This window comes from Jiangella aurantiaca (assembly GCF_004349105.1).
GTDB classification, from domain to species: Bacteria; Actinomycetota; Actinomycetes; order Jiangellales; family Jiangellaceae; genus Jiangella; species Jiangella aurantiaca.
This window is the reverse complement of record NZ_SMLB01000003.1, coordinates 214,223-227,665: the sequence shown is the minus strand read 5'-3', so window position 1 is coordinate 227,665 and position 13,443 is coordinate 214,223. Positions and strand designations below refer to the sequence as shown.

Annotated in this window: 12 protein-coding genes; 8 read left to right on the top strand and 4 right to left on the bottom strand. The window is 72.4% G+C overall.

Translation table 11 applies throughout. The annotated features are described in order from the left end of the window. Positions 1-7 precede the first annotated feature (7 nt). Positions 8-1,432 (bottom strand): globin domain-containing protein, encoded by a 1,425-nt coding sequence (locus E1262_RS03545; protein ID WP_162605755.1) that lies wholly within the window; start codon positions 1,430-1,432, stop codon positions 8-10. 432 nt (positions 1,433-1,864) lie between these two features. Here E1262_RS03545 and E1262_RS03540 point away from each other — a divergent pair, with 432 nt between their 5' ends. Both E1262_RS03540 and E1262_RS03535 read left to right on the top strand, forming a co-directional pair. Beyond that, positions 1,865-2,305 carry an ATP-binding protein gene (locus tag E1262_RS03540; protein WP_162605754.1) on the top strand — a complete coding sequence of 147 codons (441 nt, stop codon included), beginning with the start codon at positions 1,865-1,867 and terminating at the stop codon, positions 2,303-2,305. Positions 2,306-2,362: 57 nt separating this feature from the next. Then, a complete protein-coding gene (locus E1262_RS03535) occupies positions 2,363-3,280 on the top strand; it encodes a DUF5926 family protein (RefSeq protein ID WP_132101650.1) in 918 nt (305 codons plus the stop codon). A gap of 205 nt (positions 3,281-3,485) precedes the next feature. On the opposite strand, the gene E1262_RS03530 is transcribed toward E1262_RS03535, so the two are convergent. Beyond that, entirely contained in the window at positions 3,486-4,709 is a 1,224-nt protein-coding gene (locus E1262_RS03530) for an arginine deiminase (protein ID WP_132101649.1), read from the bottom strand. Positions 4,710-4,827: 118 nt separating this feature from the next. Between E1262_RS03530 and E1262_RS03525 the strand changes: the two genes are divergently transcribed. Both E1262_RS03525 and E1262_RS03520 read left to right on the top strand, forming a co-directional pair. Beyond that, complete coding sequence (locus E1262_RS03525; protein WP_132101648.1) at positions 4,828-5,583, top strand: glycosyltransferase family 2 protein; 756 nt, start codon at positions 4,828-4,830, stop codon at positions 5,581-5,583. 117 nt (positions 5,584-5,700) lie between these two features. Beyond that, entirely contained in the window at positions 5,701-6,525 is an 825-nt protein-coding gene (locus E1262_RS03520) for an arylamine N-acetyltransferase family protein (protein ID WP_203453499.1), read from the top strand. 3 nt (positions 6,526-6,528) lie between these two features. On the opposite strand, the gene E1262_RS03515 is transcribed toward E1262_RS03520, so the two are convergent. Further along, positions 6,529-8,832, bottom strand: a complete 2,304-nt coding sequence (locus E1262_RS03515; RefSeq protein WP_132101647.1) for a hypothetical protein — start codon at positions 8,830-8,832, stop codon at positions 6,529-6,531. Between the two features lie 135 nt (positions 8,833-8,967). Here E1262_RS03515 and pheA point away from each other — a divergent pair, with 135 nt between their 5' ends. The 4 genes from pheA (at position 8,968) to E1262_RS03495 (ending at position 12,747) form a co-directional block, all read left to right on the top strand. Then, positions 8,968-9,903, top strand: coding sequence for a prephenate dehydratase (gene pheA, locus E1262_RS03510; RefSeq protein WP_132101646.1), 936 nt, complete (start codon positions 8,968-8,970; stop codon positions 9,901-9,903). A 77-nt stretch (positions 9,904-9,980) separates the two neighbouring features. After that, on the top strand, positions 9,981-11,243 hold the full coding sequence (gene serS, locus E1262_RS03505) for a serine--tRNA ligase (RefSeq protein ID WP_132101645.1): 1,263 nt from the start codon (positions 9,981-9,983) through the stop codon (positions 11,241-11,243). Continuing rightward, positions 11,240-12,046, top strand: a complete 807-nt coding sequence (locus tag E1262_RS03500) for an HAD hydrolase family protein (RefSeq protein ID WP_132101644.1) — start codon at positions 11,240-11,242, stop codon at positions 12,044-12,046. The genes serS and E1262_RS03500 overlap by 4 nt, the downstream gene beginning before the upstream one ends. Before the next feature lie 245 nt (positions 12,047-12,291). Beyond that, positions 12,292-12,747: a DUF6918 family protein gene (locus tag E1262_RS03495; RefSeq protein ID WP_132101643.1), complete on the top strand. Its 456-nt coding sequence runs from the start codon at positions 12,292-12,294 to the stop codon at positions 12,745-12,747. A 105-nt stretch (positions 12,748-12,852) separates the two neighbouring features. On the opposite strand, the gene E1262_RS03490 is transcribed toward E1262_RS03495, so the two are convergent. After that, complete coding sequence (locus tag E1262_RS03490; RefSeq protein ID WP_132101642.1) at positions 12,853-13,434, bottom strand: bacterial proteasome activator family protein; 582 nt, start codon at positions 13,432-13,434, stop codon at positions 12,853-12,855. Positions 13,435-13,443: the final 9 nt, after the last annotated feature.

Below are 13,443 nucleotides of genomic sequence, written 5' to 3'. Positions count from 1 at the left end.
CTAGACCTCACCAGAGACCGTAGTCGTCGACGACGATCTGCTCGTCGGGCACGCCCTGCTCGCGCAGCCGCTCGAGGCTGGTGGCCACCATCCCGGTGGGGCCGGCGACGTAGACACGGTGCTTCCGCCAGTCGCCGTAGGCGGAGACGATGTTGCCCATGAGGTCGGGGCTGCGGTCGGTGGGGCCGTCGGGCGAGACCACCGGAACCACCGTCAGCCGCCGATAGCGCACGCCGATCGACTCCAGGTGCGGCAGCGCGTAGAGGTGGTCGCGGTCGCGGCCGGCGTAGAACACGTGCACCCGGCGGCCGTCCTGGCGCTGCTCCAGTTCCTGCAGCGTGGCCAGCACCGGCGCGATGCCGGTGCCGCCGGTGATGCAGAGCAGGTCGTGCTCCGAGCGCGGCGTGGCGACGTCGTGACCCTGCGGCGCGCCGAGGTGCAGGACGTCGCCGGGCTCGGTGCGCCAGACCAGCGCGCTGCTGACCCAGCCGGCGCCGACGGTGCGGACGTGGAACTCCAACAGGCCGTCGTCGCGCGGGGCGGAGGCCATGGAGTAGGCCCGCCAGATCTTCGGCCGCCGCGGCGTCGTCAGGTAGGCGTACTGGCCGGGCCGGTACGGGTAGTCGGTGTGCGGGCGCACCTGCATGATCGCGAGGTCGTCGAGGATGCGCCGGTGGTAGACGACCTCGGCGTCCCACCACGGCGGCGAGATGACGGCGTCGCGGCGGGCGGCCCCGACCATGGTGGCGGCGATGCTGTCGTAGGCCTCGATCCACGCCTTCTCGTACCGCGGCGTCCACGCGTCGCCGAGCGCCCTGCGGATGGCCAGCACGAGCGCCGTGCCCACCGGGGCGTAGTGCTGGTCGATGACGCCGAACTTGCGGTGGTCGCGGCCCAGCGCCTCGAGGTACGGGATGAGGGACTCGCGGTCGTCGGCGCTGCCGACGATGCGGACGAGGGCGCCGACGAGTCGCGATCGCTGCACAGCCATCCCAGCGCCGAACAGCTCGCGCGCCTCCGGGGCGATGGTGAACAGCTGGGCGTAGAAGTCGGCGCCGACCGCGTCGAGGTGGTCCTCGACCATGGACAGGCTCTCGCGCAGCGCCTCGCCGTCGAGCCCCGTCGTGTTGGCTGGCTGAGGTTCCAGTGCTGACTCCGGCTTCGCCTCGGTTCCCGCTGCCGACTCGGCCCCTGACTCGCCGTCGGGCGCCTGTGGTCGCTGGCCGCGAGGTCTGACGTCAGTCTCCGATGAGGAGGGCGTGTCCTCATCGGCCGGACCCACCAGAGTGTCACTCGCCCCGTCCGCATCCGCAACCGCGGCCTCGCCGTTGTGCGGCGACGGAGGCGGCACCGGAACGCCGGGTTCGAACCACGACACGCCGCCGTGCGTGTCGGCGGGGCCGGGCGCGTCGGTGCCGGTAGCGTCGACCATGGCGTCGCCCGACGCTCTCCCGGCCCGAGCTCCTTCCGCCCCACGTTGTCCCGAAGACCGGGAGTGAGTCCACATCGTCATCCTCTCCGCCCCGCTCTAACCTAGCGGGCGATCCGCGTCTTCGGCACGGAAGCAAGCGTCACGGTCGGACATATCCGTGCGATGAGGGCATCCCGATCATGGGCTCGGGGCGCCGCCGGCCACGCAAGATCAGGCAAACGCGCTGGTGATCAACGGTGCGCGGCCGAACCGCCGGTCACCTGCGCACTCGGCCGCGAAACCGAAGACACGGCGAACTCGAATCTCAAGATATGGACGTGATCGCGTGGCGAATGGTTCACTGTCGAGAGGTTTGGCAGAGTCGTGCAGTGGGCACCACTGGATGCGGGTGGCGTGGGTCCGGTGAAGGGAGATCTAGCGGTGGGTCGAGTCGTGGCCACGAGGCGTGAGGCCCGATCCAACAGCGCACGCTCCGTCGAGCTGACCGGCGAGGTCAGCAACGTCCCCCACGCCCGCCACCTCGTCGCGGAGGACCTCCGCAACACCAATGTCTCGCCCACGGTCATCGAGAACGCGCTCATCGTGGTCACCGAGCTCGTCACCAACGCCATCCTGCACGCGCAGCCGCTGCCGCTGAGCGGCACTCGCACCGGGGTCGTGCTCCAGTGGGCGGTCCTGGGCGACGACGTCCTCATCGAGGTCAGCGACGGCGGCGGCTCCGAGCGCCCGCGGGTGCGCCAGCCCGCATCTACCGAGGACCAGGGTCGTGGCCTGTCCATCGTCGACGCCATCGCCCGCGAGTGGCGGGTGCGGTCCGAGCCCGGCCGGGTGACGGTGCACGCCGTCGTCGGCCCGTGGAACGCCAACGTCTGACTCCCTGACGGCGTCCGGCTCACACCCCGCCGCCGGAACCGGCTACCCTCGCCTGTCGTGAGTTCCACTACCGAGGTTCCCGTCGTCGGCCCCCGCCAGCCCTGCCCGTGCGGCTCGGGAAAGCGCTACAAGGTCTGCCACGGCAAGCAGGCCCGCGAGGCCGAGCGGCAGTACGTCGTCCGCCCGTTCGCCGGGTTGCCGGGCGAGTGCGACTGGGTGGCCATGCGCGAGATCGTCTCGGCCGCCACGGCGCCGCTGCGGCTGGCCTCCGGCGACGACCGCTCGGTCGTGGTGTGCACGCTGCTGCCGGGCGCGTTTCCGTCTCTGGTGCGCGAGAGCGGCGAGATCCTGCTGGCGCTGCAGACCATGACGTCCACCGGCGATCCCGCCGCCGACCTCGGGCACACCCTGGCCACGGCGCTCGAGGCCGAGCCCGGCACGACGGTGAACCCGGGCCCGCGGGCCGCCGGCGCGCCGCGGCTGCACGACCTCATCGACACTGAAGCGGAATTCCGGGTGACGGTTCACGACGGATTCGACTACTGGTTGGATCCCGAGTCGGACTCCGGTTCCGAGGCCCGTGCAGCGCTCGAGGAGGCCAATTCGGCCGTCGTTCCGGCGGCCCGGCTCGAGTCCGTCGAGGCCGCCTACTGGTGCAGCCTCGGCGACCGCGACCAGGTCCGCTGGGTGCTGCCGTACGACGAGGAGCCACTGCTGGACGGGCTGGCCCGGCTGCATGCCGCCGCCCAGGACACCCTCGGCGAGGGGACCCGGCTGCTCGGCACGTTCCGCGCCGCCGGGCTGCTCGTCCCGGTGTGGGATCTGGTCGAGGGCACGCCCGCCGACGCCGTCGAAGAGCCCGCCGCCGCACTGGGCGAACGACTGGCCGAGGCGGTGGCCGAGAAGGCGCCGCTGACGTCGCAGCAGCGCCGCGCCCGCGCCGGCCTGGCCAACCGTCAGGTCACCATCCGCTGACCACGGCGCCGACGCGGACAGAGAAGACCCCGACCGCTCACGACGGGGGAACACGAGCGACCGGGGCCAGTTTGGAGCTTACCGTCTTCCACCGGTACAAGTTCTACCGAATGGCGACTTCTTGAGATTCATTCTGTTACGGACGGGTCTCGGCTGGTCTGTACCGTTGTCGAAACGGGTGCCGTGACGCGAGGTCACGACGGCGTCAGCGGCCGGCCGGCGCCGCGGAGTCGCGGCGGAGCGGGCACGACATGCACCGCGGCCCGCCCCGCCCGGAGCCCAGTTCGCTGCCGGCGATGCGCAGCACCTCGATGCCGGCGTCCTCGAGCCGGGCGTTGGTCTCGGTGTTGCGTTCGTAGGCGACCGCCAGCCGCGGGGCGATGGCCAGCGTGTTGTTGCCGTCGTCCCACTGCTCGCGCTCGGCGGTGACGGGGTCGAGGCCGGTCTCGACGATCCGCAGCGCGTCGATGCCCATGGCCGCCGCGGCCACCTCGACGAACGGCGCGGGCTCTGCGTCGATGGCGAGATCGCCGCCGGCCCAGCGCAGCGCGACCGCCGTCAGCTCGTCGGCGACGTTCGGGTACATGACGATCGCGTCGTGGTCGACCATCGTCAGCACGGTGTCGAGGTGCATCGTCGCGCGGTCCTGGGCGATCGGGACGGCCAGGACGGTGTGCGCCAGCCCCGCGGCCAGCACGTTGCGGGCCAGCCGCTCGACGCCGGCCGGGGTGGTCCGCTCGCCGGTGCCGACGGCCACGACGCCCGGGCCGAGCAGCAGCACGTCGCCGCCCTCGAGGTTCTCCAGCTCCGGCCCGTACACCAGCGGTACGCCGGCGAAGCGCGGGTGGTGCCGGTAGATGGCCGACGTCAGGCTCGTCTCGCGGCGCCGGGCCGCCATGGCGAGGCTGGTCACCGCGACGTGGTCGCCGATGCGGACGCTGGAGTCGCGGGTGAACAGCAGGTTCGGCAACGGGTCGATGACGAAGTCGTGTGGGTCCATCAGCCGGTACCTCAGCCCGCGGCCGTCGCGCAGCTCCTCGTGCGCCAGGCCCGCCATGAGGACAAGCGCGAGGTCGTCGGGATGCAGCCCGCCGAGGTGCTTGCGGACCACGTCGCGCAGGGTGTCGCCATGCCGGGGATCGGCGAGCGCCGCCTCGATGCATTCGTGCCGCGCGGCGTCGCCGGCCAGCGTCTGCGTCAGCAGCTCGGCGAGGTACAGGACCTCGACTCCGTGGTCGCGCAGCGTGTCGGCGAACGCGTCGTGCTCCTCCTGCGCGCGGTCCACCCATGGGATGCCGTCGAACAGCAGCTTGTCGTTGTTGCGCGGGGTGAGCCGCTTCAGCTCCGGACCGGGCCGGTGCAGCATGACGGTACGCAGCCGGCCGACCTCGGAGTCGGCGGCATCGACGGTGGACGCGGACGTGGTCATCGAGAGCAGAGGCTACGCGAGCGGCGCGCCGGTTGCCCCCGCGCCACGACGCCGGCCCATTCACCGGGGACTGACGTCAGACCTCGCGGTCGGCTGCCAGCCTTTAAGCTTGGCGCCCATGACCACCGAGGACCGCCGCGCCGACGGCGTCGCCGCGATCATCCCCGCCAAGGACGAGCAGGACCGCATCGCGGCCACCGTCGCGGCCACCAAGAGCATCCCGGGGGTCGACCTCGTCCTCGTGGTCGACGACGGCTCCACCGACCGCACCGCCGCGACGGCCACCGAGGCCGGCGCCGTCGTCGTCGGGCACGCCCGCAACCGGGGCAAAGCCGCCGCCATGGAGACCGGCGCGACGGCGCTGGCCGCCATCGAGGCGCGCGAGGCGTCGCGCACGGCGCCGCGCGCGCTGCTCTTCCTTGACGCCGACCTCGAATCGACGGCCGCCAAGGCGCGGCCGCTGATCGACCCGGTGCTGGCCGGCGAGGCGGACATGACCATCGGTGTGCTGCCCGCCCAGCGCACCGAGGGCGGCGGGCGCGGCCTGGTGGTCGACCTCTCCCGCAACGGCATCGAGCGGGCCACCGGCTGGACCGCGACGCAGCCGCTGTCCGGCCAGCGCTGCCTCAGCCGGGCCGCGTTCGAGGCCGCGCTGCCGCTGGCGGAAGGGTTCGGCGTCGAGACCGGCCTCACCATCGACCTGCTGCGGGCCGGCTTCCGCGTCGTCGAGGTCGACGTCGAGTTCCACCACCGGGTCACCGGCACCGACCTCAAGGCGCAGCTGCACCGCGGCAAGCAGTACGCGCACGTCATGCGGGCGCTGGTCACGCGCGGCATCCGCCCGTCGGCGCCGGCCCGGTTCCGCCGCGTCTGAGACCTCCGCCCCCGGCACCGTGTTGATCTTGGAGTAATTGGGCTATTGCGGTCCGATATGCCCGATTGATACCCCGCTTACTCCAAGATCAACGCGAATGGGCCCTACGGTAGGGGCATGGCGGCTGACCTCTGGGAGATCGACCGGCTGGACCTGACCGGCTACCTGAAGCGACTCGGCGTCCCGGCGCGGGAACCGAGCCGCGACGCGCTCGACGAGCTGCACGAGGCGCACGTCCGCGCCTTCACCTTCGACAACGTCGACGTGCTGCTCGAGCAGCATCCGGGCGTGGGCCTCGACGCCGTGCAGGCGAAGTTCGCCGGTCGCGGCCGGGGCGGCTACTGCTTCGAGCACTCGACCATCGTCGCCGCGGCGCTCGAGCGGCTCGGGTACGACGTCCGCCGGCACCTCGCCCGCGTGGGCGATCCGGCCGCCGGCACCCAGCAGGGCCGCAGCCACATGGTCGTCGAGGTGGTGCTGGACGGCCAGCGGCTGCTGTGCGACCCCGGGTTCGGCATGAGCCTGCTGCGGCCGATCCCGCTGGCCGACGGCGCCGAGTCCGACCAGGACGGCTGGCCGTACCGCGTCGTCAGCACCAGCGACGGCCTCTGGGGCCTGCAGCGCTACCGCGAGGCGGGCTGGGAACTGGCGCACACGACCGACGAGTACGAGGTGAAGCCGATCGACGTCGTCATGGCGCACCACTACACGAGCACGTTCCCGGGCATCCACTTCCGCACGGGCCTCATGGTCGGCAAGCACCTGCCCGGCCGGCACGTCATGGTCACCCACCAGACGGTGACCGTCCGCCGTCCGGGCGAGCCGACGGAGCACCGGCCGTTGCGCGACGGCGAACTGACCGAGTGGCTGCGGGTGCTCGAGGTGCCGCTCGCCGTGGACGAGGAGGCACAGCTGTTGGAGCGGGCCGCCGCCCTGGGCTGACCCCTACTGCGACGGCGTCAGCTCGCGCTCGGCGCTCGACGACGCCGGCGCCAGCCGCTGGGCCGCCGCGACCGCCGCCATGCTCAGCGGCACGCCGACCGTCAGCAGCAGCGCCGGCACGATGATGCCGGAGTCGTTGGCGGCGAACCCGGCCGCGCCGGTGAGCAGCGCCGCCCACACGAGGTACCGGAACAGCGACCAGTGCTGCACCGTCCGGCTCACCGCGTTCTCGCCGTCGGGACGGGTCAGCCAGAGGATCAGCAGGTACGCCAGCGGCACCAGCCAGCCGTAGATGGGCCAGCGATCCAGCGTGCCGAGCGACGCCTCGGCCTTCCGGAAGATCACCGTCAGGGCGTCGCCGGAGAGCACGTCGGCGAAGAAGCTGCCGAAGTGGGTGCGCGAGCCGGGCGGGCGCAGCCAGTCGAGGAACGCGAACAGTCCGAACAGCGCCGTCGCGCCGGCCGCGGCGAGCACCAGCCGCGAGAGCGTGACCCGGGCGCCCAGCGTGCCGAGCACGAGCACCGTGAAGCCGGGGATCGCGGCGAGGATGCCGCCGACGTCGGCGCCGGCCTGCGGCGCGCCGTCGATGACCACTGCGATCATGCCGACGACGGCGACCGCGCCCGCGGCGAACCGGCGGGACCGGCCGGTGTCGAGCAGCCACTGCCCCAGTGCGGCGGCGGCCACCAGGCCGGCCACCACGAAGATCGCGAACGGGATGTTGCCGAAGCCGTAGAACCTGCCGGCCACCAGCGGCGACAGCCCCAGCAGGCTGGACTGCTGCAGGCTCGACCCGCTGGCGACGTCGACCGCGAGCACGGTCGCCGTCACGCCGGCCACCACGCCCGGCGGACCGTAGACGCGGCGCCGCCACGGCCCGGCCAGCGCGACAATCGTCAGGGCCACCGCGCACACGACGATCGACGTCCACAGGACGGTGTTCGGCTGGTCGTAGCGCCACCACCGGGTGATGTTGGCGAGGTACGACGCCACCGGAGCCGCCGCCACCAGGACCGCCACCACCTGTACGACGCGCAGGACCACCGGCCGGAACGAGACGCCGCGCCGCAGCGCCAGCAGCGCCGCCGCGCACACCACGACCAAGAATCCCCCGAGGAGCTGGAAGAACGGTCCGGACTGGTCGCGATAGATGTCCGACGCGCGGTCGACGCCGATGAGTTCGGCGACCGTGGCCGCGGAGGTGCCCGGGTGCTCACCAGAGCCCCGCCACGGACGGCCGACGATGTCCTGCGCGGGGTCGTCGACGCCGGCGTAGGCGAGCAGCGTCGGCGCGATGTCGGTCAGCTGGACCAGCCCCGGCCACAGCGTGGACGACGACGTGAGCCATTGCGGCCCGAACGTGCCGCCGTCGGCGATCGGACCCGAGGCCAGCGCCGCCCGCAGCCCGGCCGGCGGGATCGGCGTGGGTTCGTCGGGCAGCGGCACCGGGGTGCCGACGCTGTCGGCCAGCCCGGCGATCATCAGCGCGGTGTCGGGCGGCAGCTGGTCGATGACGCGCTTGACCAGCTGGTCGATGCTCGCCGCGGCCTGGCGGCGGGCGTCGAGGGCGGCCTGGACGGTGATCTCGTCGCTGCCGTTCGGCGCCGGGTTCGGCAGCCCGCCGAGGTCGACGACGGTGACCGGGCACTCGCTCAGCAGCCCGGCGCCGAGGTCGCCGGAGAACGAGTGGTACGCCGGGACGCGGCCGGTGGAGTCGGCCAGCGCCAGCGCCGCGCCGGGACCGACCGCCGTGGCGCACACGCCGGTCTCGGCCAGCCGGTCGCCGAGCAGGCCGATCTCGGCGTTGTAGGAGTTGTCGTCCTGTTGCTGCCGCAGCAGCTCCCAGCCGGGGACGATCGCGCCGGGGCCGTCCGGTGCGGCCGTGGGCTCCGGCGGCTGGCGGCAGAAGCGGTCGCCCTCGCCGTCGCCGTCGGTGTCGAAGATGTCAGTGGCGCGGCGCCCGGAACTGACCGTCAGCCAGCCGTCGATGACGCACGTGCGGGTGCGGACGGTGCGCACGGTCAACGAGCCGGCCGCCTCGGTGCCGGCCATGTCGTAGAGCGTGGGCATGCCCTCGGCGGTGATGTCGGGCCACGACAGGCCGGCGATGCCGAGGAAGACGACGCGCTGCTGGGGGTCGGACGTGGTGGCGGGCGCCGGGGTCTCGGCGGCCGCGGGCGACGCCGTCAGAAGCGGCACGACGACGGCGAGCACCGCCACCAGGAGCCCGGCGACGCGAGCCCGGACCGCCCACACCCGGAGCCGCAAGGCGCCGGGGTGCGTGCCGGTGCTGCCTGCGCGCTCCACGTCCATCATGGTCGACCGTATCCGTACCAGCCCGATCCGAAGGCAACGACAGTGCTAATTGTGGCCAGGCTGACACACTAATCCTCTTCCCCTTGTCGAACTCCTCGCTGTCGGCCGGGCATTAGTCTTCTTGGCATGTCCGATCGTTACGCCTACCTGGGCCCGGAGGCGACCTTCACGGAGGCGGCCGCGCTGCGCTTCCCCGCCCTGGCCGGCGCGACGCTGGAGCCGTCCCCCACGGTGCACGCCGCCATCAACGCGGTGCGCACCGGCGAGATGACCGGCGCCGTCGTCCCGGTCGAGAACTCCGTCGAGGGATCGGTCAACGCCACGCTCGACGAGCTGATCCGCGGCGAGCCGCTCGCCATCACCGCCGAAGTGCTGCTGCCGGTGACGTTCACGCTGCTGGCCCGCCCCGGTACGGACCTCGCCGACGTCCGGCGCATCGTCACGCACCCGGTGGCCGAGGCGCAGTGCCGTGCCTGGGTCACCGCGAAGCTGCCTGACGCGGTCATCGCGCTGGGCCCGTCGACGGCGGCCGCGGCGGCGTCCGTCGCACACCGGACGCCCGGCCCCGACGGCACGGTGTACGACGCCGCCATCGCCGCGCCGCTGGCCGGCGAACGCTACGAGCTCGACGTGCTGGCCGCCGACATCGGCGAGGACTCCGACGCCGTCACGCGGTTCGTGCTGGTCACGCGGCCAGGGAAGCCGGGCCGCCCGACGGGATCCGACAAGACCACGCTGGTCGCGTTCATCCGCGACGACCACCCCGGCGCACTGCTGGAGATCCTCGAACAGTTCGCCACCCGCGGGGTCAACCTCACCCGCATCGAGTCGCGGCCGACGGGCAACGGCATGGGCCGCTACTGCTTCGCCATCGACGTCGAGGGACACGTCGCCGACGCCCGGGTGGGCGAGGCGATGATGGGCCTGCGCCGGGTCTGCGCCAACGTCCGCTTCCTCGGCTCCTACCCGCGCGCCGACGGCGTCCGGCCGCCGGTGCTGCCGGGCACGTCCAACGGCGACTTCGCCGACGCCGCGGCCTGGCTGGAGCAGCTGCGCGGCTGACGCTGAGGGGCGGCCCACGGGGCGGCCGTCGGGAAACCCGCGCGCGTTCCGCCGCCCGGGCCGGATACCCTCGGGTGGTGCTAGATCTGCGCCTGATCCGGGAAGACCCCGACCGTGTCCGCGCCTCGCAGCGAGCCCGCGGCGAGAGCGAAGCCGTCGTCGACGAGCTGCTCGCCGCCGACGAGTCGCGCCGGTCCTCCCTGGCCGAGTTCGAGCGTCTGCGCGCGGAGCAGAAGAGCCTGGGCAAGCTGATCCCGAAGGCCTCGCCCGAGGAGAAGCAGGAGCTGCTGGCGAAGACCCGCGACCTCGCGGCCGCGGTGAAGACCGCCGAGGCCGCCGCCGGCGAGGCTCAGGCACGCCTCGACGAGCTGGCGCGGGTGCCGTCGAACATCGTCCTCGACGGCGTGCCCGCGGGCGGCGAGGACGACTACGTCGTGCTCCGCGAGATGGGCGCGAAGCCGGCGCCTGAGAAGGTCCGCGACCACCTCGAGCTGGGCGAGGGCCTGCACGCCATCGACACCGAGCGCGGGGCGAAGGTCTCCGGCGCCCGCTTCTACTTCCTCACCGGCGTGGGTGCCCAGCTCGAGCTGGCCATCCTCAACCACGGCATGGCCACCGCCGTGGCCGCCGGGTTCACGCCGGTCATCACGCCGACGCTCGTGCGCCCCGAGATCATGGGCGGCACCGGCTTCCTCGGCGCGCACGCCGACGAGGTCTACCGGGTCGAGGCCGACGACCTCTACCTGGTCGGCACCAGCGAGGTCGCGCTGGCCGGCTACCACGCCGGCGAGATCCTCGACCTCTCCGACGGGCCGCTGCGCTACGCCGGCTGGTCGGCCTGCTACCGCCGCGAGGCGGGTTCTTACGGAAAGGACACCCGCGGGATCATCCGCGTTCACCAGTTCCACAAGGTGGAGATGTTCTCCTACTGCCGCGAGGAGGACGCCGCCGACGAGCATGCGCGCCTGCTCGCGTGGGAGGAGCAGATGCTCGGCGACATGGAGCTGCCGTACCGCGTCATCGACGTCGCGGCGGGCGACCTCGGGTCCAGCGCGGCCCGCAAGTTCGACTGCGAGGCCTGGCTGCCGTCGCAGGAGCGCTGGCTGGAGCTGACGTCCACGTCGAACTGCACCACGTTCCAGGCCCGGCGCCTCGGCATCCGCGAGCGCGCCGACGGCGGTACCCGCCCGGTCGCGACGCTCAACGGGACGCTGGCCACCACCCGGTGGATCGTGGCGCTGCTCGAGAACCACCAGCAGCCCGACGGCTCGGTGCACGTGCCGAAGGCGCTGCGGCCGTTCCTCGGCGGGCGCGAGCTGCTGGAACCGGTCGCGACGTGACCCTGGCCGACGGGTGGCGCCCGGCGCTGATCGCGCTCGACGTCGACGGCACCCTGGTCACGTACGCCGAGTTCCACCAGCCGCCGCGACCGCAGGTCGTCGACGCCGTGCGCCGAGCGCATGACGCCGGCGCGCACATCGTCGTCGCGACCGGGCGGTCGATGCACTCGACGCTGCCGCTGCTGGACCAGCTGGGCCTCAAGGACGGGTATGCGGTCTGCTCGAACGGCGCGGTGGTGGTCGACGTCGCGACGCGGACGCCGTTCGACATCGAGACGTTCGACATCACCGACACCGTCCGCTATTTCACCGCCCGGATCCCCGACGCCGTCCTCGCGGTCGAGGAGCTGGGCCGCGGCTACCGCGTCACCGGCGAGTTCCCGACCGGCGATCTCGACGGCAACGTCACCGTCGTCGAGCACGACGAACTGGTCGCGCAGCCGGTGACGCGGCTGGTGGTGCGCTGGCCCAACGGCGACCGCGAGCGCCTGCGCGAGATCGCCCGCGACTCCGGCCTGCCCAGCGTCGACTACGCGATCGGCTACACGGCGTGGCTGGACATCATGCCGGTGGGCGTCTCGAAGGCGTCCGGTCTGCGCAAGGTGGCCGACCAGCTGGGCGTGGCAGCGGCCGACGCACTCGCCGCCGGCGACGGCCACAACGACGTCGACATGCTGCGCTGGGCCGGCGTCGGCGTGGCGATGGGCCAGGCCCCCGACGACGTCAAGGCGGTCGCCGACGCCGTCTGCGACGACGTCGAGTCCAACGGCCTCGCGGTGCTCCTCGACGGCTACTTCGCCTAGGCGTCTTCACGGTTCACCAGCCTCTGCATGCCTGGTGAAGCGAAAACGCCGCTGCTCAACGTGATCATTTCGGAACCCCATCGGAGGGGTGGCGCGTTGCCACTTCGGCCACTTTGATCCCATCAGGTCGCTCGCGCACCAAAAGGGACGAAAGCCGCTCTTCGCCGCACCGATCTTCGTGTTCTACAGTGGCGGAGCACGACCGTGACACTTGATCATTTCGATACTGAGGGGCACTTCCCACAATGGCTGACACACTCCGCGAGATCCTTCTCGACCCGAGCCGCCGGCCCGCCGTCGTCAAGGACCTCCACCAGCTCGTCGACGCCGAGGTCTCCGACAAGAGCGGCGTCTCGGGGATGGCCGTCAAGGGCGGCTATGCGGTCCTGAAGAAGATCAACGCCGGGTTCGTCCCGGAGACCATCGACAACATGCTCGACTCGTTCGTGGAGCGCGCCGAGCCGTTCTATGCCGACTTCCAGGCCACCGGTGGCGGCTCGCTCGCCGACTACTTCGAGGGCCGCCGCTCCGAGGTCGCCGACGCCCTCCTCGGCGTCTCGGACGCGCGCGCCGCGGCGTCGCAGCGCGACAGCGTCAAGAAGGTCTACAGCAAGCTGCGCCCGCAGGCGCAGAAGCACGTCGAAGAGGCGCTGCCGCGGCTGGCCAGCGTCATCGAGAGCCACGCCCGTACCGCCGCCTGACGGGCTCCACTCACCCGCGTGGCCGGGCGGGGTCGACGTCGTCGAGCCGCTCGGCCAGGCCGGCGGCGATCCGCTCCAGGAGCGGATCGCCGGCCGGGATGATCGTCAGAGGTACATCCCGCTGCCGCGCTGGTCGCCGTCTTCGGGGCCCTGCGACTGACCGGGCATCGCCTGACCGGGCGCCAGCTGCACGCCCGGGGGCAGTGCCCGGCGCATCTGCTCCAGCTGCGCCCGCGCAGCCATCTGCTGCGCGAACAGCGTGGTCTGGATGCCGTGGAACAGACCCTCCAGCCAGCCGACCAGCTGCGCCTGAGCGACCCGCAGCTCCGCGTCGGTGGGCACGCTCTCGTCGTCGAAGGGCAGCGCCAGCCGCTCCAGCTCGTCCACCAATTCCGGCGCCAGGCCGTCCTCGAGCTCGTCGATCGACGCCCGATGGATCTCGCCCAGCCGGCGGCGGCTCGCCTCGTCCAGCGGCGCGGCCTTCACCTCGTCGAGCAGCTGCTTGATCATGCTGCCGATGCGCATGACCTTGGCCGGCTGCTCGACGAGGTCGGTGAGCGAGCGCTGCTCCTCGTGGCTGCCGGGCGCGGACTCGACGGCCATGCCGCCGGGGCCGACGACAACGACGCGCTGCTCGTCGTCCTCGTTGGTGTCGTTGGTCTCGGCGTTCTGGTTCGGCTCCGTCATGGGACCATC

What these genes read in the sequence shown, in the direction of transcription:
- E1262_RS03545 (WP_162605755.1), bottom strand. Translation starts at nt 1,432, where the DNA reads ATGGTCGACGCTACCGGCACCGACGCGCCCGGCCCCGCCGACACGCAC.
- E1262_RS03530 (WP_132101649.1), bottom strand. Translation starts at nt 4,709, where the DNA reads ATGACCACGTCCGCGTCCACCGTCGATGCCGCCGACTCCGAGGTCGGC.
- E1262_RS03525 (WP_132101648.1), top strand. Translation starts at nt 4,828, where the DNA reads ATGACCACCGAGGACCGCCGCGCCGACGGCGTCGCCGCGATCATCCCC.
- E1262_RS03520 (WP_203453499.1), top strand. Translation starts at nt 5,701, where the DNA reads ATGGCGGCTGACCTCTGGGAGATCGACCGGCTGGACCTGACCGGCTAC.
- pheA (WP_132101646.1), top strand. Translation starts at nt 8,968, where the DNA reads ATGTCCGATCGTTACGCCTACCTGGGCCCGGAGGCGACCTTCACGGAG.
- E1262_RS03495 (WP_132101643.1), top strand. Translation starts at nt 12,292, where the DNA reads ATGGCTGACACACTCCGCGAGATCCTTCTCGACCCGAGCCGCCGGCCC.
- E1262_RS03490 (WP_132101642.1), bottom strand. Translation starts at nt 13,434, where the DNA reads ATGACGGAGCCGAACCAGAACGCCGAGACCAACGACACCAACGAGGAC.